General features: G+C 54.9%; 27 protein-coding genes. 8 read left to right on the plus strand and 19 right to left on the minus strand.

The annotated features are described in order from the left end of the window. Nucleotides 1-25: 25 nt before the first annotated feature. The 4 genes from ABXG94_RS07640 to meaB form a co-directional block, all read right to left on the minus strand. A complete protein-coding gene (locus ABXG94_RS07640; protein WP_353533272.1) occupies nt 26-565 on the minus strand; it encodes a copper chaperone PCu(A)C in 540 nt (179 codons plus the stop codon). A gap of 43 nt (nt 566-608) precedes the next feature. Further along, nucleotides 609-890 carry a hypothetical protein gene (locus ABXG94_RS07645; RefSeq protein WP_353533273.1) on the minus strand — a complete coding sequence of 94 codons (282 nt, stop codon included), beginning with the start codon at nt 888-890 and terminating at the stop codon, nt 609-611. Between the two features lie 180 nt (nt 891-1,070). Next, nucleotides 1,071-1,361 carry a 50S ribosomal protein L28 gene (gene rpmB, locus ABXG94_RS07650; protein WP_353533275.1) on the minus strand — a complete coding sequence of 97 codons (291 nt, stop codon included), beginning with the start codon at nt 1,359-1,361 and terminating at the stop codon, nt 1,071-1,073. A 179-nt stretch (nt 1,362-1,540) separates the two neighbouring features. Then, nucleotides 1,541-2,524, minus strand: coding sequence for a methylmalonyl Co-A mutase-associated GTPase MeaB (meaB, locus tag ABXG94_RS07655; RefSeq protein ID WP_353533276.1), 984 nt, complete (start codon nt 2,522-2,524; stop codon nt 1,541-1,543). A gap of 144 nt (nt 2,525-2,668) precedes the next feature. Here meaB and hrpB point away from each other — a divergent pair, with 144 nt between their 5' ends. Further along, nucleotides 2,669-5,110 (plus strand): ATP-dependent helicase HrpB, encoded by a 2,442-nt coding sequence (hrpB, locus tag ABXG94_RS07660; RefSeq protein ID WP_353533278.1) that lies wholly within the window; start codon nt 2,669-2,671, stop codon nt 5,108-5,110. A gap of 44 nt (nt 5,111-5,154) precedes the next feature. Here hrpB and argF read toward each other — a convergent pair whose 3' ends face one another. Together argF and ABXG94_RS07670 are read right to left on the minus strand one after the other, a co-directional pair. Continuing rightward, nucleotides 5,155-6,060, minus strand: coding sequence for an ornithine carbamoyltransferase (argF, locus tag ABXG94_RS07665; RefSeq protein ID WP_353533280.1), 906 nt, complete (start codon nt 6,058-6,060; stop codon nt 5,155-5,157). A gap of 4 nt (nt 6,061-6,064) precedes the next feature. Further along, complete coding sequence (locus tag ABXG94_RS07670) at nt 6,065-7,249, minus strand: aspartate aminotransferase family protein (protein WP_353533282.1); 1,185 nt, start codon at nt 7,247-7,249, stop codon at nt 6,065-6,067. Between the two features lie 498 nt (nt 7,250-7,747). On the opposite strand from ABXG94_RS07670, the gene ABXG94_RS07675 reads away from it, so the two are divergent. Further along, on the plus strand, nt 7,748-8,332 hold the full coding sequence (locus ABXG94_RS07675) for a GcrA family cell cycle regulator (protein WP_353533283.1): 585 nt from the start codon (nt 7,748-7,750) through the stop codon (nt 8,330-8,332). 55 nt (nt 8,333-8,387) lie between these two features. Here ABXG94_RS07675 and ABXG94_RS07680 read toward each other — a convergent pair whose 3' ends face one another. Together ABXG94_RS07680 and ABXG94_RS07685 are read right to left on the minus strand one after the other, a co-directional pair. Further along, nucleotides 8,388-9,158 carry a prephenate dehydrogenase/arogenate dehydrogenase family protein gene (locus ABXG94_RS07680; RefSeq protein ID WP_353533284.1) on the minus strand — a complete coding sequence of 257 codons (771 nt, stop codon included), beginning with the start codon at nt 9,156-9,158 and terminating at the stop codon, nt 8,388-8,390. Between the two features lie 189 nt (nt 9,159-9,347). After that, nucleotides 9,348-11,279, minus strand: a complete 1,932-nt coding sequence (locus ABXG94_RS07685) for an AsmA family protein (RefSeq protein ID WP_353533285.1) — start codon at nt 11,277-11,279, stop codon at nt 9,348-9,350. A gap of 367 nt (nt 11,280-11,646) precedes the next feature. Here ABXG94_RS07685 and ABXG94_RS07690 point away from each other — a divergent pair, with 367 nt between their 5' ends. Then, entirely contained in the window at nt 11,647-12,180 is a 534-nt protein-coding gene (locus ABXG94_RS07690) for a hypothetical protein (RefSeq protein ID WP_353533286.1), read from the plus strand. 65 nt (nt 12,181-12,245) lie between these two features. On the opposite strand, the gene ABXG94_RS07695 is transcribed toward ABXG94_RS07690, so the two are convergent. Both ABXG94_RS07695 and rimO read right to left on the minus strand, forming a co-directional pair. Beyond that, entirely contained in the window at nt 12,246-12,764 is a 519-nt protein-coding gene (locus ABXG94_RS07695) for a DUF2478 domain-containing protein (protein WP_353533287.1), read from the minus strand. A 308-nt stretch (nt 12,765-13,072) separates the two neighbouring features. Continuing rightward, nucleotides 13,073-14,470, minus strand: coding sequence for a 30S ribosomal protein S12 methylthiotransferase RimO (rimO, locus tag ABXG94_RS07700; protein ID WP_353533289.1), 1,398 nt, complete (start codon nt 14,468-14,470; stop codon nt 13,073-13,075). Between the two features lie 157 nt (nt 14,471-14,627). Between rimO and ABXG94_RS07705 the strand changes: the two genes are divergently transcribed. Further along, entirely contained in the window at nt 14,628-16,217 is a 1,590-nt protein-coding gene (locus ABXG94_RS07705) for a pentapeptide repeat-containing protein (RefSeq protein ID WP_353533291.1), read from the plus strand. Between the two features lie 95 nt (nt 16,218-16,312). Here ABXG94_RS07705 and ABXG94_RS07710 read toward each other — a convergent pair whose 3' ends face one another. The 5 genes from ABXG94_RS07710 to ABXG94_RS07730 form a co-directional block, all read right to left on the minus strand. After that, the gene (locus ABXG94_RS07710; RefSeq protein WP_353533293.1) at nt 16,313-16,690 is read right to left on the minus strand and encodes a hypothetical protein; all 378 of its coding nucleotides are present in this window, start codon (nt 16,688-16,690) and stop codon (nt 16,313-16,315) included. Nucleotides 16,691-16,814: 124 nt separating this feature from the next. Next, nucleotides 16,815-17,060, minus strand: coding sequence for a DUF6455 family protein (locus ABXG94_RS07715; RefSeq protein ID WP_353533295.1), 246 nt, complete (start codon nt 17,058-17,060; stop codon nt 16,815-16,817). Between the two features lie 74 nt (nt 17,061-17,134). Continuing rightward, entirely contained in the window at nt 17,135-17,485 is a 351-nt protein-coding gene (locus ABXG94_RS07720) for a YigZ family protein (protein WP_353533297.1), read from the minus strand. Further along, nucleotides 17,486-18,217, minus strand: a complete 732-nt coding sequence (locus ABXG94_RS07725) for a M48 family metalloprotease (RefSeq protein WP_353533298.1) — start codon at nt 18,215-18,217, stop codon at nt 17,486-17,488. A 148-nt stretch (nt 18,218-18,365) separates the two neighbouring features. Next, a complete protein-coding gene (locus ABXG94_RS07730) occupies nt 18,366-19,076 on the minus strand; it encodes a M48 family metalloprotease (RefSeq protein ID WP_353533299.1) in 711 nt (236 codons plus the stop codon). Nucleotides 19,077-19,214: 138 nt separating this feature from the next. Here ABXG94_RS07730 and ABXG94_RS07735 point away from each other — a divergent pair, with 138 nt between their 5' ends. From ABXG94_RS07735 to ABXG94_RS07745, 3 genes are all read left to right on the plus strand, one after another. Next, nucleotides 19,215-19,457, plus strand: coding sequence for a DUF8831 family protein (locus tag ABXG94_RS07735; RefSeq protein WP_353533300.1), 243 nt, complete (start codon nt 19,215-19,217; stop codon nt 19,455-19,457). A 371-nt stretch (nt 19,458-19,828) separates the two neighbouring features. Further along, nucleotides 19,829-20,407: a nitroreductase family protein gene (locus tag ABXG94_RS07740; protein ID WP_353533301.1), complete on the plus strand. Its 579-nt coding sequence runs from the start codon at nt 19,829-19,831 to the stop codon at nt 20,405-20,407. Continuing rightward, the gene (locus tag ABXG94_RS07745) at nt 20,392-21,117 is read left to right on the plus strand and encodes an EI24 domain-containing protein (RefSeq protein WP_353533302.1); all 726 of its coding nucleotides are present in this window, start codon (nt 20,392-20,394) and stop codon (nt 21,115-21,117) included. Before ABXG94_RS07740 ends, ABXG94_RS07745 begins: the two co-directional genes overlap by 16 nt. A 21-nt stretch (nt 21,118-21,138) precedes the next feature. Here ABXG94_RS07745 and ABXG94_RS07750 read toward each other — a convergent pair whose 3' ends face one another. After that, the gene (locus tag ABXG94_RS07750) at nt 21,139-21,420 is read right to left on the minus strand and encodes a DUF1467 family protein (protein WP_353533304.1); all 282 of its coding nucleotides are present in this window, start codon (nt 21,418-21,420) and stop codon (nt 21,139-21,141) included. Between the two features lie 84 nt (nt 21,421-21,504). Continuing rightward, on the minus strand, nt 21,505-21,909 hold the full coding sequence (mce, locus tag ABXG94_RS07755; protein ID WP_353533306.1) for a methylmalonyl-CoA epimerase: 405 nt from the start codon (nt 21,907-21,909) through the stop codon (nt 21,505-21,507). A gap of 144 nt (nt 21,910-22,053) precedes the next feature. Between mce and ABXG94_RS07760 the strand changes: the two genes are divergently transcribed. Beyond that, nucleotides 22,054-22,770, plus strand: a complete 717-nt coding sequence (locus tag ABXG94_RS07760) for a response regulator (RefSeq protein ID WP_353533307.1) — start codon at nt 22,054-22,056, stop codon at nt 22,768-22,770. On the opposite strand, the gene ABXG94_RS07765 is transcribed toward ABXG94_RS07760, so the two are convergent. Both ABXG94_RS07765 and ABXG94_RS07770 read right to left on the minus strand, forming a co-directional pair. Beyond that, nucleotides 22,771-23,997, minus strand: coding sequence for a DUF1501 domain-containing protein (locus tag ABXG94_RS07765; RefSeq protein ID WP_353533308.1), 1,227 nt, complete (start codon nt 23,995-23,997; stop codon nt 22,771-22,773). Nucleotides 23,998-24,008: 11 nt separating this feature from the next. Then, on the minus strand, nt 24,009-25,385 hold the full coding sequence (locus tag ABXG94_RS07770; protein ID WP_353533310.1) for a DUF1800 domain-containing protein: 1,377 nt from the start codon (nt 25,383-25,385) through the stop codon (nt 24,009-24,011). Nucleotides 25,386-25,522: the final 137 nt, after the last annotated feature.

The following is a 25,522-nucleotide window of genomic DNA, read 5'->3' on the forward strand; positions in this document are numbered from 1 at the left end:
CTGATATGGTCTTATGCCTGGGACATTAGTGATGTGCCTTGTGCGCATCGTCTTTAGACATTTCCTTGTCACCATGTTTCATTTTGCCATGGTTCATGTCGCCGTGCGCCATGCCGTGATCTGGCTTGCGCTCGAGATCGACAGGGATTTCGACAGAGATTTCACCCGCATTTTCAAAAACCAATACGGCCTTGACGATGTCACCATGCGCCAGGGACCGGTTAAGGCCCATCATCATCAGATGATCGCCGCCACGCATCAAAGTATAAGTTTCACCAGCTGGCACGCTGAAACCTTCTTCGACATGCATCATTTTCATGACGCCATCACCCATATCTTTGTGGGTGTGCAGCTCGGATTTTGCGGCAACGTCGGTGCGCACGCCAACAAGGCGGTCGTCCTCGGACCCCATATTGTGCAGGACAAGAAAGGCAGCGCCAGCTTTAGCAGCCTTAGACGAGACTCGCGCATAGGCGTCTTTGATCATGATATTGCTGTCCGCAAAAGCAGGCGCAGCAAAAGAAAGAGCAGCAATGGCTGCAAATGCGATAGATTTAAAAGACATGGTTTGTTCCTTGGTATCGTATTGATTTGAAATGTTTTTCGATTCAAATCAGTGCCGGCGGCCCGCGCGCATGCAAGCTAAACGTTACCGAAGAATAAGGGGGTGATGCAGATGTCCAAGCAAGCTTTTGCGAGAAACGCTTGATGGGCACCAAGACAGCCGGTGCGGTTTCAACGTTGTCCATCACAGCCAAAGCACATTCGGGGCAAAGATGAGATGGCCCTGTCGGTTCGCCCTGCGCATCAACCGCGACAGTGACCGCTCCAGTTCCGGTACAAAGCTCCATATATCCGGCCGCTGCGGGCAAGCCTCGCGCGATCGCCATGCTGTTTCCGGTCAGCACCAGCAAAACTATCAACAGCCCAGAAATATGTAATCGAATCCGCTTCATAATTGCTTGATATAACCGCTCTGCTCAGAAAATGAAAAGCGGCAAAACGAAACAGCCCCGCCTGAAATCAGACGGGGCCAAAATCACTGTCCAGTGACGAAAGATGTACGGCGATTAGGCTTGTGCCGTTTGCGCTTTGGCTACATCTTTTTTAATCTTCAGAGCGTTTTCAGACAGCTCGACGTCTTTGGCTTTTGCCAAGAACGCGTCCAGACCACCACGGTGATCAACGGTGCGCAATGCAGCAGCAGAGATACGCAGCTTGAAGCCACGACCCAGTGACTCTGATTGCAGCGTCACGTCGTTCAGGTTCGGCAGGAAGCGACGACGTGTTCTGTTTTTAGCATGGCTGACATTGTTGCCAGACATTGGGCCTTTTCCGGTCAGTTCGCAACGTCGCGACATAGGATCATCCTCGTTTTACGGTCTGCGGGAAGCAGTCCCGCTAAAGCACAAAGGGCACCACCACTGGCAGCACCCAGAAATTCGTTGGGCGTCTTTAGGCCTGAATTCAGCGGGCGTCAAGTGATTCACGACAATGAAATGACTTTCGCCCCGCCTGAATGGTCATTATTTTGCGGGTTTCATTCAAGTCGCAAATTCAAACCGGTCAGGATCTGCTCTGCGGCAGAAGATGGCGTAATTTCACCGGCCTCAACAGCTTTGGACAATCCGCCAATCTGGGCCTTGATGGCACCGGTTTGGAGCTGCGCCAAAACGCCTTGCCGCAGTTCTTCCAGAAACCAATATTGGGCCTGAGACGCTCGACGACTGTCCCAATGCCCCTGCTGTTTTCGCCAAGCGACCAAGCCTGTCATGTCTTCCCAAGCCTTGGCAAGGCCTTGATTCTCAAGCGCTGAAACCGTCATCGCCTTGGGGAAACCATCTGGATCTTGTGGCCTTCGGCGCAACAGACGCAACGCGCCAGAATAGTCAGCGCAGGTCCGCATCGCTGCGGATTTCAGATCGCCATCTGCTTTGTTCACAAGGATCATGTCCGCCATTTCCATGATGCCGCGCTTGACGCCCTGTAACTCGTCGCCCCCCGCCGGGGCCAACAGCAACAAAAACAGATCCGACATTTCAGCGACAACCGTTTCAGATTGGCCAACGCCGACGGTTTCTACCAACACGATGTCATAACCCGCAGCCTCACACAGGGCCACAGCTTCACGCGAGCGCCGCGCCACGCCGCCAAGGTGGTTCTGGCTCGGCGATGGGCGAATAAAGGCGTTTGGGTCTCGGCTGAGCAAATCCATACGGGTTTTGTCGCCCAAGATAGACCCGCCGGAACGCGCGGATGAGGGGTCAACCGCCAAAACGGCGACCCGTTTGTCCAAACCCGTCAAATAGAGGCCAAAGCTTTCGATGAAGGTTGATTTACCGACGCCTGGCGTGCCCGACAGACCGATGCGCAGCGCTTGGCGACCCGATCCGCGTAACTGTTCCAGAAGCTCGGCCGCCTGATTGCGGTGATCGGCGCGACCGCTTTCAACCAAAGTGATGGCACGCGCAAGCGCGCGGCGGTCTTGGTTCAGAATTTTGCCACTAAGATCTGCGATGTCCATGTGTTGGGCCCTTGTGAAAGCAAACCGAAACTGAACAACTTAATGCCTGCTATGCGCGTTGCTTGTCTAGCCCAGTGCCTGCGCCAAATTGCCGTGTTGAATGGTGGCTTTACGCGGTGCGCCGCATATCCGATAACGCAAGACATGACACAGCTGCCGATCCACCAAGCCCTTCCCGAATTGATTGCAGCGCTTAAATCGCGTGGTCGCGCGGTACTGCAAGCGCCGCCCGGTGCTGGGAAGACCACGGTTGTGCCGCTTGCAATGCGTGATGCCGGATTGGTTGCTGGCAAGATCTTGATGCTGGAACCGCGGAGGTTGGCGGCGCGTGCTGCTGCCGAACGCATGGCGCAGACCCTAGGGGAACAGGTGGGAGATACCGTTGGTTACCGGGTGCGCGGCGATAACAAAGTGTCTGCGCGCACCCAAATAGAGGTCGTGACCGAGGGAATTCTGACCCGAATGATCCAAACTGATCCCGAATTGCGGGGTATTGGGGCGGTGATTTTTGACGAATTCCACGAAAGATCGCTGAATGCGGATCTTGGCCTTGCGCTGTGCCTAGAGAGCGCGGGCGCGTTGCGCGAAGATCTGATGCTGCTTGTCATGTCAGCAACACTTGACGCAGAGCCTGTGGCCGCGCTGATGCAGGATGCACCGGTCATAACATCCATGGGGCGCAGCTATCCGGTAGAAACTATCTGGCTTGATAAGCCGTTGGGCAAAACCACCCGGATTGAAAACGCCACAGCGCAGCTGATCGAACAGGCTGTTAGCGAACATCCTGGCGGCGTGTTGGTTTTTTTGCCCGGTGAAGGCGAAATTCGGCGCACAGCCAAGCAGCTGAACCTGCCTGCTGATTGCAAAGTTCATATGCTGTTTGGCGCGATGGATTTCAAAGCCCAGCGTGCGGCCATTCAACCTGCAACCTCGGGCCGGAAAATCGTTCTGGCCACGTCGATTGCCGAAACTTCTTTGACCATTCAGGACGTGCGCATTGTGGTTGATGCCGGCCGCGCCCGTCGTGCCCGTTTTGATCCGGGCTCTGGCATGTCCCGGCTGGTGACAGAGCGCGTAAGCCGCGCCGAAGCCACCCAGCGTCAGGGCCGCGCAGGGCGGGTTGCAGAAGGCGTTTGCTATCGATTGTGGAGCAAAGGAGAGGAAGGCGCGCTTAGGGCCTTTCCACCTGCGGAAATCGAAGCCGCGGATCTAACAGGGCTGACTTTGGAGTTGGCCGCATGGGGGGCGCAGCCTGAGGAGCTTGGCTTTTTGACACCCCCGCCGCAGGGCACCATGACCGAGGCTAAAACCCTATTGCGTAATTTGGGGGCGTTGGACAACAAAAATCAGATCACACTGCACGGCCAGAAAATCGCCAAGACGCCCCTGCACCCCCGGCTCGCCCATATGCTGATCAAAGCTGGCAAGCAGGCCGCCCAGCTTGCCGCGCTTTTGGCATCTCGGGACCCGCTGTCGCGCCAAGCACCCTGCGATATTTCGCTGCGCATCGAAGCAATCAACGACCCGGCAGGGTTTCAGACGCGCCGCTCATTTGAGGCTAATCGAGGTGCCATTCACAGCATTCGCGATGAGACCAAGCGACTTGCCCGCGGATTTGCCAGCCACAAGAACCCGATGTCTTTGGCGGAAATGGCCGCCCTGGCCTATCCGGATCGCATCGGTCTGCACCGCAAGGGGGACGCGCCGCGGTTTGTGTTGTCTGGCGGCAAAGGGGCGCTGCTTGATAGTGCTGATAACTTGGCGGGGGCACGTTTGATTGTAGCGACAGATCTGGACGGCAACCCACGCGAGGCCCGCATACGTCAGGCGATATTATTGACCGAAGCCGAGCTGCGCGACCTTTATGGGGCAAAGATTGCATGGCACACGCAGTGTGAATGGTCAAAACGCGAGCGGCGGGTGGTCAGCCGACAACAGGAATGTTTTGGGGCCTTGGTTTTGCAAGACCGCATTTGGAAGGACGCACCGGAAGAACAAGTCGCGCGCGCGATGCTGGACGGCGTTGCTGAAATTGGTCTGGTGCCTTCAGCCGCTGCAAAGCGATTTTTGGCGCGTGTGGCTTTGGCACGCGATGCGGGGCATATGTTGCCTGATATGTCAGAGGTCGCACTTATCAGTTCGCTGGAAGACTGGCTTTTGCCGCATATTCTAGGCATCAAATCCGAAGACCAATGGCGTAAATTTGATATTCTTGAAGCCTTGCGCGCAATGTTGGATTGGTCGCAATCCCAGATGCTCGACAAATTTGCTCCGGCGCATTTCGTGACACCGCTAAACCGCAAAATTCCGATTGATTACAGTGGAGAACACCCCGAAATTACTTTACGTTTGCAAGAAATGTTTGGGCAAACCACCCATCCGATGGTTGGCAAAGCCCCCCTAAGGGTCACGCTGCTTTCGCCAGCTCAGCGGCCCGTGCAAACTACAATGGATATTCCGGGGTTTTGGAAGAATTCCTATGCGGATGTGCGCAAAGACATGCGTGGACGTTATCCCCGACATCCCTGGCCAGAAGACCCAACACAGGCCGACCCAACCTTAAGAGCCAAGCGGCGCGGTTCTTAAGCGCGATGGCGCGGGCAAGCCAAAGCCTGCCCGCCTCTCTTGTCTTAGACGCCGAGACACCAGCGCATCACAGCCTTTTGTGCGTGCAACCGGTTTTCGGCTTCGTCAAAGATAACTGAATGCGGTCCATCCATCACCGAGGAAGTGGCCTCGTCATCGCGATGTGCAGGAAGGCAATGCATAAACAGCGAGTCTGGCTTTGCCTTGGACATCAACGCATCATTCACCTGATAGCCACGCAATTGATTGTGACGACGTTCACGCGCCGATTGCGGATCATGCATCGACACCCAGGTATCAGTGACCACTAGGTCCGCGCCGTCTACCGCCGCATCTGGGTTGCGTTCGATGGTATAAAGCCCATCAAGAGCCGGTTCCGGGTCCAGAGGTTTGGGGCCGGTAAAGACCAGATCGAACTCAAATTGTTTGGCCGCATGTGCCAAGCTGGCAAAGACGTTGTTGCCATCCCCAGACCAGACCACTTTCTTGCCTTTGATCGGGCCACGATGCTCTTCGAAGGTCAGTATATCGGCCATGATCTGACAAGGATGCGTGCGATCTGTCAGCCCGTTGATCACAGGCACAGTGGCGTATTCTGCCAGTTCCAGCAGGGTTTGTTCCTCAAATGTGCGGATCATGATCAAATCGACATATCGGCTCAGGACACGGGCGGTATCTGCAATGGTTTCCCCATGGCCAAGCTGCATTTCTTTGCCGGACAACACCATCGATTGACCACCCATTTGACGCACACCAACATCAAAAGAGACCCGCGTGCGGGTGGATGGCTTTTCAAAAATCAATGCCACCAAGTGGTCTTTGAGCGGCTGCTCTGCATCCAAAGCACCGCGCAGCTTGCCTGCGCGCGCCTCTTTCATAGAGCGTGCAGAGCCAATGATCTTGCGCAGCTCAGAGGCATCCGTTGTGTGAATATCGAGGAAATGGTTCATCTGATTAGTCCTGCATCTTGGCGGCGACGGCTTGCGCAGCTGTATTGAGTCGATCTACCGCCGTAATCATGTCTTGGTCGGCAATGTTCAGTGGGGGCAAGAGGCGCACAACATTATCAGCAGCTGGCACCGTCACAACAAGCGCATCATAGCCAGCGTTCACGACATCCATGTTCACGGCTTTGCACTGCAATCCAAGCATCATGCCAGAGCCCCTAACCGCCTCAAAGACATCAGGGTTTGAGGCTACCAATCCTTCTAGCTTTTGCCGCAGAAATGCAGATTTTCGGTTCACCTCATCCAGAAATTCCGGGGTTGCCACTGTGTCCATGACCGCATTGCCAACCGCACAGGCCAAGGGATTGCCACCATATGTTGACCCATGCGTTCCGGCGACCATGCCGCTTGCGGCCTCTTCGGTTGCCAAAACAGCGCCCAGTGGAAAACCGCCACCAATGCCCTTGGCCACCATCATAATGTCAGGCGCGATCCCTGCCCATTCATAAGCAAAGAGCTTACCGGTCCGTCCGACGCCGCATTGCACCTCGTCTAAGATCAGCAAAGTATTGTTGGCGTCGCAAATTGCGCGAATTTCGCGCAGATCAGCGTCAGCCATGGGCCTGATGCCTCCCTCGCCCTGAACGGGCTCCAGGATAATTGCCCCAGTTGTCTCGCTGATTTCAGCCTTCAACGCCTCAAGATCGCCCCATTCTACTTGGGAAAATCCGGGCAGTAAGGGACCAAAACCTTTGGTCATTTTTTCACTGCCGGCCGCGGCAATCCCGGCTGAAGAACGGCCATGAAACGACCCAGAAAATCCAATGATATCCGTCTTTTCCGGCTGATCTTTATCATACCAATATTTCCGCGCCATCTTAATGGCCAATTCACAGCATTCTGTACCTGAATTGGTGAAAAAGACCGTGTCGGCAAAGCTGTTATCCACAAGCTTGTCCGCTAAGGCTTGTTGCTGCGGAATCTCGTACAAATTTGAAACATGCCAAAGGGTGTTAGCCTGCTCTGTCAGAGCGCTGACCAAAATGGGGTTGGCGTGGCCAAGCACATTTACAGCAATCCCGGCCCCAAGATCCAGAAAACGTCGGCCATCTGCCTCGATCATCCAGCTGCCTTCGCCTTTGACGAAATTCAGAGGGGCCCTGTTATATGTGGGCAGAACAGAAGAAATCATGGTCCGGTCCTTTTGGTTAAGCCATTGGCGTGCAACACGCGGGCTTTCAAGTCAACAATCTATAAAATGGATACGCACATTCTGCGCTGTTTTAACGCTTACAACTGTGTTGCAGGCAAAAGATTACAATTGGGCCGCCAAGGCCCGTGATGTTAGCGTCGGAGTCGTCGGACGCGAGTGTATGTCATCTGTGTAATCATTCGCTGTCTTTAGCGGCCTATCTTTGGCTTGAGAACCCCCAATTCGCTGAAAAGACGGGTTCTTTGCACCAATGTGCGCGCGCGCCAAAGGTTGATCCGATTGAAAAACATTGCCAAAAAGGCTGAAACCAAGGCCAAGCACAGCGGAATTTCGGGTTTTTTGCCGCTTTCAGGCGATCCGATCAAAGACAAATGATTCTGCGCCTTGTAACTGGCGGTGGGGTGTTTAAAATAGGTGCCTGACCAAGAAATGCAGAGGCGGGCCAATTGGACCGCTTCTTTTGCTAAGGAAGTGCGAATGTCCTGGACCGATGAGCGCGTCGAGCTGCTAAAAAAAATGTGGGGCGAAGGCCAATCCGCGAGTCAAATTGCCAAAGAACTGGGCGGTGTTACACGCAACGCCGTGATCGGCAAAGTGCACCGTTTGGGCCTGTCTAACCGGGCGGGATCCGGAGGAGCCAAGGCGGATGCAAAACCGAAGGCAGAGCCAAAACCCAAGGCACCGCCCAAACCCAAGGCAGAAGCCAAACCCAAAACGCCGATGCCCGAGATGAAGACCGAGCCAGCAGTCCCGCCGCGGGTTGCAGGGGCCCCGTCTACGCGCAAAGCCATTATTCCTGCCGGGCAACCGTTGCCGCCGCAACCTTCGGCGAATGAAATTAGTCCAGAAGCATTGGCAAAAGTGAATGAAATCGAAAAGAAAGCCAAAAAGCTTTCCTTGATGGAATTGACCGAACGCACTTGCAAATGGCCTGTTGGCGATCCAGCGACCGAACACTTTTGGTTCTGCGGCCTGCCGACACAATCGGGCAAGCCATATTGCGAAGCCCATGTGGGCGTGGCCTTTCAGCCCATGTCGTCGCGGCGCGACCGTCGGCGCTAAGCCGGGTCAATTGAAATTTTCCTAAGCCCGGTCATTTGATCGGGCTTATTTGTTTTTAAGTCTCAAACTGTGCACCGATTTCAGCGGCCTTCGCAAAGAACGCGGACCGCACGTCTGCAGCATATGGATTGGCGCTCTCAATTGCGTGTAAAACGCTGGGTGGATCATCTTGAACCATGGAAACCGCCTGCATTAACAAATCAAAGCTTGCTGTGGTCATTTCGGTCGGAAGCGGACCGATTTCGGACAGCACTTTGGCAATCAAATGGGTAAGCCCCTGGACGGTCGCTGCATCACGGTCGTGATGATTTGCGCTGCAAACATAGACCTTTAGCCCAAGTTGACGCCTTAAGAACACGCGCAAATTACGCCACGCGCTTCCGCGCACTGGACAAAGCGACAGTTTAAGACCAGCCACGCCATTTGCCGCGCTTTGCGGGCCAAATAGGGGATGGGTGCCAATAATCTGAACGTGGTCTGGCAGGCATTCAATCATGTCTGACACTGGCGCGATTTTGACCGACCCAACGTCGACCACTACCGTCCCAGGCCGCAATAGTGGGGCCAGCTTTTCGCAACTGGCGCGGATCTCTGATACGGGCACCGCCAGCACCACAACATCACACAATGCCACCTGTTCAAAACCAACAATAGCAACCTCTGGCAACGTCATCATACGTGCGTTGGGGCGCAAGGAGTCATAGGCGCAAATGTCAAAATAGGGCGACAGATGTAGCGCTGCGAGCTGGCCAAATCCGCCATACCCCACAAAACCAAGGTGAGGTTTGCCAGGTTTCAACGGCAATTCGTTCAACGTTTGGGGCATTTCGGCCTCGATCTATTTCGGCCACGTTGCTGGAAATATTGGGAAAAACCCTGTAACCGCCAGCCACGCGACGGTTACAACACAAAAACCCGCCGTTATTTTGGCAGGTGATAATAGGCGGCAAAAAAGACATTTGCTGGTTTCATGACGCCATGGGTGTCACGGCGTCATGATTATGTCAACGCAGAACTAGCCGCCGCCCAACAGGTTTTTCAAAGCATTTCCAAGTTCTTCTTCCAGCTTCTTTTCTATTTTTTCTTCGACAGCTTTTTCGATGGATTGACCTTCTGTGGGGCTTACACCCAATTTGTCGGCCACAGCTTGTTTGGCTTTTTCTTCCAAAGCCTTTTTCTCTTCGGCAAGATTTTGATTGATCACCGCTTCTAGGTCAGGCCAAATCTTGGGGCTGGACCAGGGACCTTTGATACGCACTGGAACGGCCACGCCTGTTTCCGTGTCGTTGCGCAATTGCGGGGTCAATGTGTAATCGATATCCTGGTTGCCCAAGCCGATAACACCGGCGCCTTTGGCAAGCACGCTGGGCAGTTCAAGGCGTAAATCATCATTGCTTAGAATGCCCGCTGAAATTGTCCAATTGGCAGACATACTGTCAAAAACGGTGGTACCGCCGCCGGGTGTGCCCCGAAACAGCTTGTCCAGATCAACACCAGAAATCGTACCCTGGCCAACGTTGAAGCTCCCATCCCCTTTCAAGGATTTCATGATGGCATCAACAGAGTCCCCTGCACCTAAAAATGCAATGTTTGCATTGGCTTGTCCGGCAAACCTATTGATATCAACAAGATCAGTCAGCAACTCTTTGAGCTGTAAATTTGCAAGATCCATTTTGCCACCAACCGATAATCCGTTGCGGTTGTTGACCACAAATTGCCCGGTAACCGCGCCCTCATAGCCGTTCAGTTCATGCAAGGTGGCAACCGCACGCGCGCGATCAATATCGACGTTCAGGCGCGAGGCACCGAAGGTCAGAAAGCCCGTTTCAATAGAAGAGGCAGACAGCGCGATAGAACCGTCAAAAAGCGAAAGTGCGCTGGCATCAATACGGCTTGTTGACCAGCCTGAACTTGTCTCAGAAGTGCTGTCTTTGCTGGCTAAAAACGGGCTAAGGTCCAGATCGCCCGCCTGAATATTGGCGGTGACATTGGGTTTTCCCGCAAGGTCTATGTCAGCTTCGGCCAGCAGCGCGTTGCCAGCAAGGGTGAGATCCCCATTGCGTAGGCTAAACAACTGCGCTTTGGTCAGGGTCACGTCGCCTTTGAAATCAGCGCTGGGCAAATCAATTTGTCCCAATCCCAAGGCCGCCATCAAGGCTGCGGATTTGGGCAGTTTTGCCTCTAGCAAGCCTGCGATTTCGGGCGCGATCGAAGCTCGACCGTCAAAAACGACTTTATTGCCAACACTTTGAATTTGCGCTGTAATTTCGGTTATGTCACCAACTAAAAGGTCATTTAGATTGGCGATTGTCGCGGTCAGTTCTACCTGATCAGATACCGGCACCACAGACAGGGAAATCTCTGCTTTGTCCCCACCCCAGGCCAGATTGGCGTCAAGTTCTTTGAGCTCGTAGGCGCTGCCTGCGTGATCGACATAGCGCAGCTGTGCATTGCTGATTTTCAGGCGATCCAGGGTGAAACCAGAGGCTGGTTCAGCGGCGTGGTCTTGGGGCTCTTTGGTTTCGGCATGGGCGGCGTCGCCGTGGGTTTCAGAGGCTGGCTCTGCAAACAAATCCCAATTCACACGTCCATCTTTTGCCTTTTCTAACAATATGTTAGGAGATTTAAGTGTAATATCCTTGACCTGAATACCGCCCCCAAGCAACGCCAATAGATCTACGCCGATTGTCGCGCCCTGCGCTTGAAACATCGGGCCACCGTCAGACCATTGGGCATTGCTTAGCGTCACAGGCCCAGTGGAAACACCAAGATCCGGGAAGAAACTAAAATTCACTTCGCCCTCAAATCCAAGGCTGCGGCCGGTTTGCGCTTTGACTTGGTCAGCGGCAATTTTGGCAATCTTTTCATCGGGTAACAGCAAAAACAGCGCGATAATACCCACGACCAAAACCACAACGACCAGCATTAGAAATTTGAGTATGCGCATCTTTTTGACCCTTACCTAAACCTGACACCCAAGGGGTACGCATTGCAGCGCGGCGCTGCAAGCTTGGAAGTTCCATGGAGCCCCAATTGAGAGGGACAACGGTGTTGCCCTGACCAAACCCGCAGGCTAAATTCCTGATTATTTGTACAATTTGTACGTTTCAAGGCCTGAAACGTACGATTCGCACCCCAGTTTTCGCGCGGCCGGTATAAGCGTTCGAAACTTCGCTTCAGAGCAAATTCACATCAACACATTGCGCACCGACGAAGTTGTGATTTTGGCGAGAGGCCAAGCGCAGATAGACTGTACGCACACCCCGTCACTCAGCCCCGGCACACAGCCCTGTGACCCAATTCAGGAGATCCCTTTGAAAGCGCTTGGTCCTCTGGCCATATCCGTCTTGTGTATTTTGGCCCAGCCCGCTGCCGCGGAACCTTGTTTGACGCTTGGCGATTTGACCCCAGACATGGATGCGCGGCATCTGGCGGGGTCGGTGCGTGGCTGTGTACAAGAACAGCGATTTGAAGACGCCATCCAGGTGTTTTGGGCCTATTCAAATTTCGCCCTGTTTGATCAGCAGCGCGTGCGAGACGAAAGCGCCCATGTGGCGGTGCAGGAATTGCACGGCTGGATTTTTTCTGGCTATTCGTTTGAGACCATCAATCAGCTGAAATTGGTGATCACACGACTGCGCGACCCAGAGGGGGCGTTTTTGCATGAGACTTGCCGCGCAGTTGCTTTGAACGGTCCGCCGACCTATCGGCCCAGCTATATGATCAAGCGCGGCATGATCCCGCGTAAATCAGATGACGATTGGCAGGTTGCCGGGTTTGACGCCCAAAAGGCCTGGGAAAACGCTTTGATCAATATCAATGGCTGCCCGGCCAGCACAGTTCGCTAGGGCGGCGGCAAGGTCGGGCGCAATTGGCAAAGGCCCAGCGCTATGTTGGGCGCGTGGGTATGTCGTCAGGCGGCGTTGGTTTTGGTCGTCAGACCGCTGACCCAGCCCAGCAAGTTGTTCTGTTGTGGCTCAAGGAACGTGGCCAGCCCCTGCGTGAAATCCAGAAACGCTTGCAGGTTCTGTTGATTGACGCCGACAATCACCGGCACGTCTTGCACCAAAGCCTCGGCGATCAAATCGCGAAAGCCCCGGCCCTCGGCTTCGTGTTTGCCAAATTTGTTCACAATCAACACATCTGCGCCCTTGGCCAATTCTGCCGCCGAAGCCGATACGGATTGTTCGAGTGCTGATGGGTTCAACCGACAGCCGCGCGCATGGGCCCCCAAGGATTGCGAAATGCGAATGGTTGGGCCGCCCGGCAGAATTTTCACATCCATGTCACAGCGATGGTCGCCTTGGGTCTTGGTGTTGATCTGCACGATCCCACAAGGCCGCCAACCGGCATCGGTCAGCTGCTGCGCCGTATCGGCCAACAGCATATCTGTCGCCCCGTGTTCTGTCGCCATCGTGTAGGCAATGTTCATGAAGTCACCCGTCGTGTGGTTGGTTTGCGCTTGTGTAGCAGAGCAGCGGCGTGCCCGACTTTGATCTAGCGCAGGGTTTGGGGAGAATGTGGGGGGGGGAAGAGTTCGGCGTGCTGGGTAGGAGGGCGCATTGCTTCCTCCCAGGGTCGGGCGCTGCCCTGTGCGATTGGGGGGATAGTGCTCTGCGATGGGCAGAGCAGTGGCGGGCTTGCCTCGATGGCAAGCTTGGCACTCGTGCGATGGCGCGGGTCACTTGGTTGGCTTAGGGCTCCGCCCGTGCAGTCCTGAAACTCTCTCCCAGAGAGTTTTTATTTCGGAATGCACCCCCACAGATCATACTCCCCCGCCTCATCGACAACCACGTCTACCAGATCACCAACCTTCAGCCCGTCAGTGCCTTCGTCAATAAACAGATTGCCGTCGATTTCTGGCGCGTCGGCTTTGGTGCGGCAGGTGGCGATGCCGTCTGCGTCGATGTCATCCACGATGACCTGCTGGGTGGTGCCGACTTTGGCTGCTAATTTGGCCTCGGAAATCGCCTGGGCTTTTTCCATAAAGCGTTCCCAGCGGTCTTGTTTGACTTCGGGGGCGACGTGGTCTGGCAGGTCGTTTGACCGCGCGCCGTCGACGTTTTCATATTGAAAGCAGCCGACGCGATCCAGTTGGGCCTCGTCCATCCAATCCAGCAGATGTTGGAATTCGGCCTCTGTTTCGCCGGGGTAGCCAACGATAAAGGTCGAGCGCAGGGTGATGTCTGGGCAGGCGGCGCGCCAGCGGGCGATTTCGTCCAGGGTTTTGGCGGTATGGGCCGGGCGGGCCATGCGTTTGAGCGTGTCTGGGTGGCTGTGTTGGAACGGGATATCCAGATAGGGCAGGATCAACCCCTCTGCCATCAGTGGGATCAGGTCGCGCACATGCGGGTATGGATAAACATAGTGCAGGCGCACCCAGATGTCGGGGTCGATTTGGCCCAATTCACGCGCCAAATCGGTGATGTGGCTGCGCACCTCGCGGTCTTTCCACGGGTGGGTGGAATATTTGCGATCCAGCCCATAGGCCGAGGTGTCTTGGCTGATCACCAGCAGTTCTTTGACGCCTGATTGCACCAGCTTTTCAGCTTCACGCAGGATGGCGTGCACCGGACGGCTGGCGAGTTTGCCGCGCATGTCCGGGATGATGCAGAATTTGCATTTGTGGTTACAGCCTTCGGCGATTTTCAAATAGCTGAAATGGCGCGGGGTCAGTTTGACGCCGGCGGCGGGCAGCAGATCCACAAAGGGGTTTGGCGATGGCGGCACGGCGGAATGCACGGCATCCAGCACCTGTTCGTATTGATGCGGGCCGGTGACAGCCAGGATCTTGGGGTGGTGTTCGCGGATGTAATCGGGTTCGGCCCCCAGACAGCCGGTGACAATCACTTTGCCGTTTTCCTTGAGCGCCTCGCCGATGGCATCTAGGGATTCCGCCTTGGCTGAATCCAGAAACCCGCAGGTGTTGACGATAACCGCATCAGCGCCCGCGTATTCAGGAGAGATGCCGTAACCCTCGGCGCGCAGACGGGTCAGGATGCGTTCGCTGTCCACCAAGGCTTTGGGACAGCCCAAAGAGACCATGCCGATGTTGGGCTGGTCTTTGCGGAGGTCAGATTGCACCTGTGCGTTTGCAAGATCAGGGCGGAGGCTGGGCGGGTTCGCTGGCTGTGACATGGGCGCGGTGTAGCGGGATTCTGCGGGTTTGGAAATGGGGAGATTGGTGAGGTGGGGTTTGGTGGGGCCAAGGTGGGGTAGAACCCCACCCTACGGTTGTCATTGGGCGGTGTGGGCGTAAGGTGGTGGGGGCGTATTTTGATGACGAGATGGATTGATGGCTGATGTTGCGGATGGGTTGAAGCCCGCGAATGAGAACCCTTGGTATGTGCTGATGACGCTGTATGGGGAGGAAGGGCCCGATTTGGGACCTGTTAACCGTGAAAAAAACCGCGAAGTCTGGAATGCTTGGGCCTGCCAAAATATACCCCCAGAACAAAAGGTAACATTAGCAGAACAGACTGGCCTTGAGTTAGTTGAATTAGAAGGTTGGCCACGTCTCGCAAGCGAAATACACCGGAAGTTCAAAGAACGTTGGCTGAAAGAGAACCCAAAGTCAGGTATATCCTTAACCTCAGAAGGCTTATCCTCACTTCTAAACCCTGCAGATAATATAGAAATGTCTGGCACTCGTTTTATAGCGCCTCTCGAATTCCGGAAATATATTTTCCCCGCCGACGTCAAAATGGGAAATTCAGTTTTTCGGAGCGTCGCTGATTTTCACAAATCACACTTCACTTGTGATCTATCTCTCATTGGAACTGAATTTAAAAAGGTTTGCATATTTTCAGGTGTAAGAATTGCGGGCAAAACAAACTTCGAAAACACGACCTTTTATGAACGGGCCTTGTTTCACAAAGCTAACTTTGAGCAAGAGACGTATTTCAATTTTTGTTCTTTCAATGATGATGTTAACTTCAGTGAAACTGTCTTTTTGCATAGTTCATTCAAAAATGTAAATTTCGCCACTCGCACCAATTTTCAAAAAATTAGATGTAAAAACAAAGCAAATTTCCGAGGTGCCCAATTTCGTAGTGAAACCAACTTTAGCGCTGCGACATTTGAAGGAGAAACAAACTTTTCAAGCTCTAATTTTGAAGGAATAACAAACTTCAAAGACGCTACATTTAAACAGGGTGTTTCGTTAAGTCGAACTGTCTTTCGTGAGTATTCTTACTTTGTTAAATCCAAGTTTGGAACAATATCCAAGGGAATTTCCGGATACGTTGATTTTTCCGATAGCCAATTTGAAAAACCAACAAGTTTCCGAAATGCTTTTTTTCTTGAGTACTATCCAAATTTTAGAGGTGCGCTGCTTCATGAGAGCTCAGTCTTTACGGCAGATAAAGCTCATTGGCCCCGAGAAACCCACCAAACCGCAGCGCAGGCAAAAGATTCTTGTGCTATAATTCGGCAAGTGTTGGCCAAACAGGGCCTACCAGAAGACGAGCATTTCTTTTTTCGCCGCGAAATGAAATTTCTTCGCCAATCACAATCCATTTCTAATCGCCCCCTGTACACCCTCTATTGGTTACTTTCAGATTACGGGCATTCGCTCCGGCGACCTACGATCGCTCTCTTTCTTTTGTGCCTTTTACCAGCGTTCTTCTATGCCGGAGGGAAGTTGGGAGTTTCATCAAACTCGTTAGATGTCCTGTTGCCTTCAATAAATGACTATTGGAACGCAACAGGGTTTTCTTTTGCCAACATATTTAAGTTCTTTGGTTTTCAGCGCGTATATTTCGAACAACATGTGGCGACACTGACAAGCCAACTCAAGCTCTTATCTGCTGTTCAAACCGTGTTTGGCTATGCATTGCTCTTCTTCCTAGGTCTTGGGCTGCGGCAGCGGTTTCGGTTGCGTTAACGCGCGCGTTTTGCCGGGCTGAAGCCCGGCCTATGGTGGTTTCTGCGCGCGCGTGAATGGGGGGTGGTTGTGGTGGGGTGGACCCCCACCCTACGTTATGTGGCGTATTGCGCGGCGCATTGGGCGGCCACTTTACTGGCGCGGGCGCGTTCCTGGGTCAGGCGTTTTTGGGCAGAGGCCAATTTGCGGCGCTCTTCGGCCAGATCAAGCGCCACGGGTTTGGTTCTGACGTCGGTGCGGTTTTGCAGACAGGTGGTGAGCACACCGGCTTGGTTGCAAATGCCATAGCGAAAGGTTGTTCTGGGCTCGCGCTGCAGCCCATAGCCGCGGTCAATATTGGCCTGGGCTGTTGCCACGGCTTGTTCGAGCGCTTTGACATTTTTGAAAGCGTCCCGCTGGCATTGCTCTTGCGGAGTGGCGCAGGCTGACAGCGTCAGTAGGCCAAGCAGCAGGTAAGTCGATTTGAACGTCATAATCATGCCTCCGATCAAGGGTCAGAAAGCATCCCCGCAGGCAGAATAACACAATCTGCGCTGCGGGTCATCTGACCTGTTGGTCAGGGGAGGAAACGCTTGGTCAAGGGGCAAAAGCCGGAGTTCAGAGCTCTTGAAACAGGGGGATATTCTGGCAATAGCTCGGCGGGTTTTGCAGGGATTTCTGCGCGGCCAGATTGTTGGCGCAATTGTCTGGGTTGCTGCAATTGGCGCAACGCAACACGGCATCGGCGACCTCGGACATAGAGATGTCGTGGTCCTGGACGTGTTTTTGCATGTCATGGCCGAGTTTTTCAGCCATTGTATCAAAGAGATAGGTATGTTTTTTTATTGTTGCGCGCTCGGGCATGTTTGTCCTCCGGTTTTACCAAAGGGTGACATGGGGTCTGTGCGGCTGCTTTGACCTATGTCAAGTCGACGGCGCTAGGGGCTTTCCAAGTAGGCGCGCACGCAATCCTGCACCCGCCGAAAACGGTCGCCGCCCAGCTTTGTGCCGCCATACCAGCGGGTGACCACAATCATGTGATCGCGCAGATCGGCGCGTTCAAGCATGCGCATGATTACCATGCCGGCCCCGCTTTCGCCATCATCGCCTTTGATCGGCGCGCCTTCGGACAGAAGAACCGCCCAGGTGTTATGGGTGGCCTTGGCAAATTTTTTGTCTTTTTTAAGCTGCTTAAGCGCTGCGTCGACGTCGGTGCGACTGGTGACGGCAAAGCCGGTGACCGCGTATTTGCTGCCGCGGTCGGTCACCACATTCAGGATCTGGCGCATCTAAAACCCCGTCCCGGTTTGGCCGACGGTCTGCCGCACGATGTCGATGCGCTGGGCATTGGGCGGGTGGCTGCCCAGAAACCGATCTCCGGGATCTGGAATGCGTTGGAAAAAGGCCGCGCCGCGCAGGGCGTCATAGCCAGCAGCCTGAGTGATCTGCGCGCCCAAAGCGTCGGCCTCCAGTTCGTGATCTTTGGAAAACGCCCGCGCCCCGACGGTGCCCCCCAGATCAACCCCGATATCTACGGCGGTGTCGCCTCCGCCCAAAAGCAGCGCAACGGTGCCGCCAACCAAGGCGCCAACGGTTGCTGTTTTGCGAGTCTGCGCGATATGGCCGGCAATGTGATGCGCGGCTTCATGGCCCAGCACAAAGGCCAATTCGTCATCATTTCGAAACTCTGCAAGAATGGCCGCCGTAAAGGTCAACACCGGCCGACCTGTATTATCTTGCGATTGATAAGCGTTTGACGGGGCCCCTGCCCGCTTGTCCAACACGATCTGATAGTCACAGTTCTCCGCGCCCCCAGTGTGGTTGTGGCAGATGCGTTCTGCGATGGGTTCCATACGGGCAATGACGCGTTGAAAGCGCAGTGCCTGTGGACCAGTGGCATCAAAGGTTGGCGCGGCAGAGGCGTTGCGTTGTGGGTTTTGCGACGTGGGGCTTGGGGTGACACAGCCTGCCATAACAGAGGCCACAAGCAACAGACTGGCGATGGGTTTGATTGAAAGCATGTGATGGATCCGCAGGCAGTGTTGAAGGTGCGTTTGATGCCCTGTGACATTACCCAAGGCAAGGCCAAGCTGCCAGCGCGCAGTTTGGATCAGCGGGCGAGGCCGAGCTCGTTCATTGGGGCATTCTGGTTCATTGGGGCATTCTGGTTCATTGGGGCATTCTGGGCAAACGCCCGTATTTCAGTGCACGGGTAATGGCAGCCAAACGCTGTTTGTTTGACGGGTGGGTGCTGAGCAAATGTCGGCCAGGGTCTTCGATACGTTCGATAAAACGCGCGCCCCGCGCCGCATTATAACCCGCTTCGCGCGCCAACAAGGCCCCTAATGCATCCGCCTCTAGTTCCGCATGCCGCCGTGCTGAGCGATCGCCAAACAACGCCCGCACCATCTGGGCCTGCGCTTCTGATTTGATTTTGCCATCCTGGGCTTGCAGAACTTTGGCCAGTGCGCGCGCTTCTTTTTCTGTGACATCGCTGCGCATGTGCAAATGCCCAAATACCGCATGTGCGGCCTCGTGGCCCAAAACCAACGCCACCTCATCAGCATTTTTGGCCTCGTCCAGCAATTCTGGTGTCACCAAAAGGAAGGGGCGGCCCCGGTTGTCAAAGGACTGGAAGGCATTTGAGGTTTCGGTTTTGGTGGAGGCAAGAAAGATCTGAATGCGGCAGTCTATGGCAAGGCCAAAGGCTTCGCAGGTGTGTTGCGCCACAGGCGCGATGCGAGCGGCGATGCCCTCAAAGCTGTTTGCATCAGGCAATTCCGCTGCGTCCTGCGCTGCAAAATCAATCGGCGCGGCACAGGATGTCAGCACGCAAAACGCCAGAACCCTTAGGGCCGTTTTACAGATATCGACTGGCATTGCAGGCTCCTTTGCGCTCAGATTAGGGGCTTCGTCTGCACAAAGAAAGACAACAGCGCAGCTATTTGAAATTTTTTTCGTAATTTCAACGTGATCTCAGGGGCTTGCCAATTTTCCCTTGTCGGTTAGGCTGAGAACATGTTCAGCATCGAGCACGAGTTTGACTCGACCATCGTCACACTGGTGGATGAAGGCAGCGCCCATCTGCAAGAAGACATCGCCATCAATCTTTTTGAAGATTGTATCACAATTGAGCAACTTGACCCGCGCACCGACAAGGTTGAGAAAATCACCCTTTCGATGCGACAGGCCGAAGACCTGGCCGCCGCCCTAGATTTGCCCGAAGGGGTTTATGTGGTGGCGCGCGACGACACCGCTTAGCTGGCTTTTGCAGCGGCTGGGTTTGATTGTTGCAAGCGGGCTGTGCCTTGCTTTGCTGCGCTGGTTTTGGACCTAGGGTGCGGCCTGTAAAGGCGCGGCGTGCTCACGCGTATAGATTTAGGGCAAACAATGGTCTGGGTCCGTGAAACAATGACAAAAGCCCCAGACGATGCCGCCGGTAACGGCCTGCGTGATTTGACCAAAACCTTCAGGTCACTGAATTAATTTGTGCAGAAAGGTTGCGAGCCTGCCCCCCTGTACCTATTTGAGGGCCAAGACAGCCCGGAGATTGCCAATCGCGCAGCAGCCCAGCCAATTACGCGAATTTTGACTTTGCGCAGATCACATGCGCAGACGCACCGGAGAGACATATGCCGACCCCAAACCCTGCCGCGCTTGAATTTCTGCTGACCCGCCGCTCGCGCCCTGCCAAAACCCTCACCTTGCCAGTGCCTGAGAAAGCTGCGCTGATGCCAATTCTGGAGGCTGCGTTGCGCACGCCAGATCATGGTAAATTGGAACCCTGGCGGCTGATCGTGCTGGATCAGGCCAAGCTGGCGCAATTGGGTGATCTGGCCGGTCAGCGCGCCCAGGCGCTTGCGCTTGACGCGGCCCAGACGGAAAAGGCGCGCTTTCAATTTGACACGGGCCAACTGGCGATTGCGGTGGTGTCAAGCCCGGTAGAGGTGGCGAAGGTGCCCCAGATAGAACAGGTCTATTCAGCCGGTGCCGTTTGTTTGGCGCTGTTGAATGCGGCGCTGGCCGCCGGTTGGGGGGCCAATTGGCTCAGCGGTGTGATGTCACATGATCGCGGTTTTTTAAGCGCGGGACTGGGGCTGCAAGACCACGAGGCCTTGGCTGGATTGATCCACATTGGAACCGAGAAATTCGCCCCGCCGGACCGCCCACGCCCCAACCTTGAGGAGAAAGTCATATGGCCGTCGGCCTAATCCTAAACGCTTTTGTCAAAGCCCTTGGGCAATTGGGAGATCACCGGTTTCGCAAAGTTCTGATCACTGGCATTGGCCTGACGCTGGCGCTGTTGGTCGGTGCCTATTTGCTTTTGCTGGGCGTGCTAGATTGGTTTAACGTCAAAGAGACGCTGGCCGGGTTTGTGGGCAGCTCTGATGGCTTGGGGTTGGTGATTGGCATCGGGTCTTTTCTGGTGGTTTTGGTGCTGTCGATCTTTTTGATGGTGCCAGTGTCCTCGGCCTTTACGTCGCTGTTTTTGGAACAGGTGGCTGATGCGGTCGAAGACCGGCATTATCCGGGCCTGCCCGCCGCCACCCCGGTGCCGCTGTCAGAGGCGATACAAGACACGCTCAGCTTTCTTGGCCTGCTGATCGTGGCCAACATTGGCGCGTTGCTGCTCTATTTGGCGCTGCCGCCGCTGGCCCCGTTTATTTTCTGGGGACTGAACGGATTTTTGTTGGGACGAGAGTATTTCACCATTGCGGCGATGCGGCGCGTGGGTCGTTTGGGGGCAAAAGATCTACGCCGCGAACACCGTGTGACCATTTGGGCTGCGGGTGTTTTGATGGCGATCCCGTTGACCATTCCGCTGGTCAATCTGCTGGTGCCGGTCTTGGGCGCGGCAACCTTCACCCATATTTTTCACAAACTAGAGCAGCGCAAAGGTTTTTCAGCCCATTTGTCCTAAGCCAAATACCCTTAAAAAGCCTTAGCTTTCAGACACTGGCGGCAAACGATCCATCCAATCAAAATCCCGCACGGTGATCTGGCCCGTGGTGATCACCCAGAATAAGATGCCCCATAGAACCGCGCTCAGCGCAGTGGTGATCCATGCTTTTTTCTTGAGGTTATGATGTTCAGGTGCCCCCGCCTGGGTGCCCGGCACAACAGAGCCCATATCCCCCTGGGTTTTCAACCGAATGGGAATAACCACCAAAAACATCATAAACCAGATGACGGCAAATAAGACGATGGCAGAGGTGATGGACATTGCAATTCCTTTGAGAACACGGGTGTCAGGGCGCTTGGCCCTGACTTAGCATCAATTTAGGGGCCTACAAGGCCAAGATTGGCTTTAGACCTGTTCAAGTTCGACGAGACAACCGTTGAAATCTTTGGGATGCAAAAACAGCACAGGCTTGCCATGCGCCCCGATCTTTGGGTCACCGCTGCCCAAAACGCGCGCACCGGAGTCTTTCAACTTATCGCGGGCTGCCAGAATGTCTTCGACTTCATAGCAGATGTGGTGAATGCCACCAGCTGGGTTTTTGGCAAGAAAGCCGTTGATTGGGCTGTCCTCGCCCAGCGGGTACAACAGCTCGATCTTGGTATTTGGCAATTCGATAAACACCACGGTCACGCCATGATCCGGCTCGTCTTGTGGTGCGCCCACGGTGGCCCCTAGGGCATTTTTATATTGCGCCACAGCGGCGTCTAGATCAGGAACAGCGATTGCTACGTGGTTCAGGCGGCCGATCATCGGTCTCTCCTTTGTGTATGTCTTAAGTGCTGTCGTTATGGGCAAAGCCTGCGCAACACACAAGCGACACGCCGACGCGGGCTTTTAACCTGCTGTTAGCACTTGCTTGCTTAGCCTAGCCCTATGAAAATGCAGGAGGAGGCAATGGACGAGTTCAACAGTCTTGGATATCTGGGCAAGCCCACAGCCCGCCGGCCCCTGTTGGGGTTGACGGTTTTGGTGGTCGAAGACAGCCGTTTTGCCAGCGAGGCTTTGCGCTTGATTTGCCTGAAAAGCGGGGCCCGCATTCGGCGTGCTGACAGTTTACGATCTGCACGGCGACACCTGCGGGTGTACCGGCCGTCTGTCGCGGTGATTGATATTGGGTTGCCAGACGGGTCCGGGCTGGATCTGATCCGGGATCTTAACCAAACTGACCCGCGGGTCTCGGTGCTGATTGCCACCTCGGGGGACGACACATTAGCGCGGGCTTGCCGCAGCGCCGGTGCGGATCACTTCCTCTCTAAGCCTCTGGAATCATTAGTGGCATTCCAAACTTGCATCTTAAGTCATTTGCCCACCGAACGGGTTCCCAGCGGCCTGCGCGCTTTACATGATGAAAAAATCACCCCCGATCCAATGGCCTATTTGGATGATCTGGCCCACGCCGCCGAGGTTTTGGCCCAGCCCGAAGATGATCAGATGTTCAGCTATGTTGTGCCATTTTTATGCGGCATCGCCCTGAGCGCTGGGGATCTGGCATTGAAATCTGCCGTAGATGCGCTGCGCCTGTCCCATGAAAAGGGCAAGGCTTTGGATCAAAAACAAGCACAACTGACCTTGATGCTGCAGCAACGATTGGTGAGTCGACAGGCGATGTGACTAGCGCAACAGCCCCGGGGAAACGCCCATATCCAGCCCGGCAAACACCTCGCTTTGCAAGGCTGTGCGCGAAATGCCAATGCTGTCGTGCATCGCCCAGGCGGCCCATGACCGTACGTCACTTGTGGGCATCAGGTCGCGTGCCTGATATAGATCCGGTTCTGACAGACCGGGCCAGTCGCCCAGCACCCGCCCCCCATTGATGGCACCGCCTGCCATAATCATCGTGCCACCGGTGCCGTGATCGGTGCCTTTTGTGCCATTTTCGCGCACGGTGCGGCCAAATTCCGTCATGCACAAAACGGTGGTGTCCTGCCAAATGGGCGCACCCAATTGGGTCTTTAGGCGCAAAAGGGTTTCTGACAGACGCTTGAGCGGCGTATTCAGTGCGCGCTGTTGTTGGGCATGGGTGTCCCAGCCGGAAATCGAAAACGACGCAATGCGGGTTTCTGCCTTGAGCTGCTCGGCGGCAAAATCCGCGATTTTCAGATGTGGACGACCGGTGCGGGCGTCTTTGGCGTCGGCCATCATTTCATCCATCATGCCCTGGGGTTCCAGATCAAAGGTCACTGAATCCCCGTCAGAGCCCGCAAGGCGAATGGCCTCGGCCATGGCGGCCGCCATTTCAGGATCATTTTGCATGGTTAATTCCAAGAGGCGTAAACCCTGAGATGAGAGGGTCAAGTCCACTTCTGGCGACCAATTGGACACCGGCGCGGAGCCAGCCAACAACAGCATATCTTCGCGGCCCAAGGCAAAGGCCGTATGCTCCTTGGCCCCTTTAAGGTGCGGCAACATGCGGTTCAGCCAGCCCGTGCGACGGCCCAATGGGGCCAGGTCGGCGGTGCCCGCTTCGAGCAAGTCTTGACCGTCAAAATGGCTGCGCTTGTTTCGATAAGGCGTTGATGTGGCTTGTACAAACCCCAAATCGCCCTGCCTCCAAAGTGGCAAAAGGTCTTTTAAGGCTGGATGAATTCCGTGAAAATCTGTGATTTGTAGATTGCTGTTTTGGTCTTTGGCAAGATTTGGACGCAACGCGCCAAATTCGGCATCCCCCCAGGGGCGCAATACATCGATACCATCCATGCCGCCACGCAGGATGATCACCACCAGACGACGATCGCCAGGGGCTGATGCCAGACTGATCGGCGTCAACAAGGGGCTGGCGGCAGCGGAACAGCCAAGCAATGTGGCTTGCGATAAAAACTTGCGGCGGGACAGGCTCATCAGCGCGGCTCCTATTGTCGTTGAAACGCGGGCGAGGACAACACAAGCGCAATGCCCTCCCAACGGTTTTCTGCGGCCTCGGCGGCGAAACGAATTTCCTGGGTCAAACGGTTGCCCAGCGCAGCGGAGGCAAAGGTCCGCGGATCGGGTAACGTGCGTCGCAGCGCCTGCGGGGCGGCCAGCGCCCATTGCAGACGCGCCGCCATGAATTGCGGGGTGATCCAGTGGCTATTTTCTTCGGGCCAGCCGTCTGGACCGTTAGGCTTTTCCCAGGGTTGCCCCATGATTTGTAACGGGATGTACAGGATATTGCGCAGATCTTTTTCGCGGCTACGGGTCAAATAGGGTTCGCCGATGTCCAACGCACGCAGGGCGCTGGCTATGAAATCAATTGGCAGTTTGACGTTTTGCGCTGTGGTGGTCCAGCTGGCAGGGTGATCCAACATCGCCTGATAGAGCGCCATCAGGTCACCACCGGTTTGCAAAAAGGCAGTTTCGACAGCTTTGACCTGATCTGGATCTGGCTGATCGCTGATGAAATGCCGCACAAGCTTGGTGGCGATATGTTTGGCGGTCACCGGATGGTTGGCCAGATCGCGTAGCGCCGCCTGGATGTCGCGCAGACCGCCGTTGCTACCATAAGATTTGCCCAAAACCGTCTCGTGCCCCGGTTCAACCGCGCGCGGATCAAATTTAAACGCCCCTGCCCGGTCATAGCCCATGCCGGTGAACAATTCCGCGAGCTGACGTACGTCGGCTTGGGAATATGGACCATCCACGCCCAAAGTGTGCAATTCCAACACTTCGCGGGCGAGGTTTTCGTTTAGACCGCGTTGGTTTTTGGGAGTTGCGCGTTTGCTGTTTGGGCCAACCGATTGCTGTTGATCCAGATAGTTTAACATCAGCGGATGGGTGACCGCGCTGATAAGAAGATCCGCGAAAGTGCCGGTGATATTGGGGCGAATGGCCTCTTGCACATAGGGTGAGGTGGCCCATTTCACGATCATGACTTTGCCATGGGCGGTGAAGTGATCGGCCCAGAAAAACGCCAGACGCTCGCGCAGTCCGGTTTCAGAATGGACGCGGCGCAGCAGTGCGTTGCGGAATGTGGTTGCATAGGTGGTGCGGGCATCTTTGACCAAAGATTTCCGTTCTTTGGCCATGCGTTCGGCCAGTTCTGTGCCACGGTTTTTCCGTTCAGTCCGGCGCACATCGTTAAAGGCCGCGACGCGGTGACGGAATTGGTCATAGGGTTCGATTGGAAAGCGGGTGGCCATATGATCCGGGCTCGTTAAACCGTTCAGCATGTCTTGGATGCTTTGTGGCGGTTGGGCTGTGGGTGACAGACCCGTGCCAAAACGGATTTCTGCAATATGCGGATCAAACATGACTGCCTCTGGTTTGCTTTTGGCCCAAGATACACAAGTTAAACGCAACAGTTCAGGCTTTCCGTCGAATTTTGTAAATTGCGGCGGGGCCTTGCCTAAAACGCAAAAAGGGGGCCGCCTAGGACCCCCTTTTCTAA

It is taken from the genome of Cognatishimia sp. WU-CL00825, assembly GCF_040364665.1.
Lineage (GTDB): Bacteria > Pseudomonadota > Alphaproteobacteria > Rhodobacterales > Rhodobacteraceae > Cognatishimia.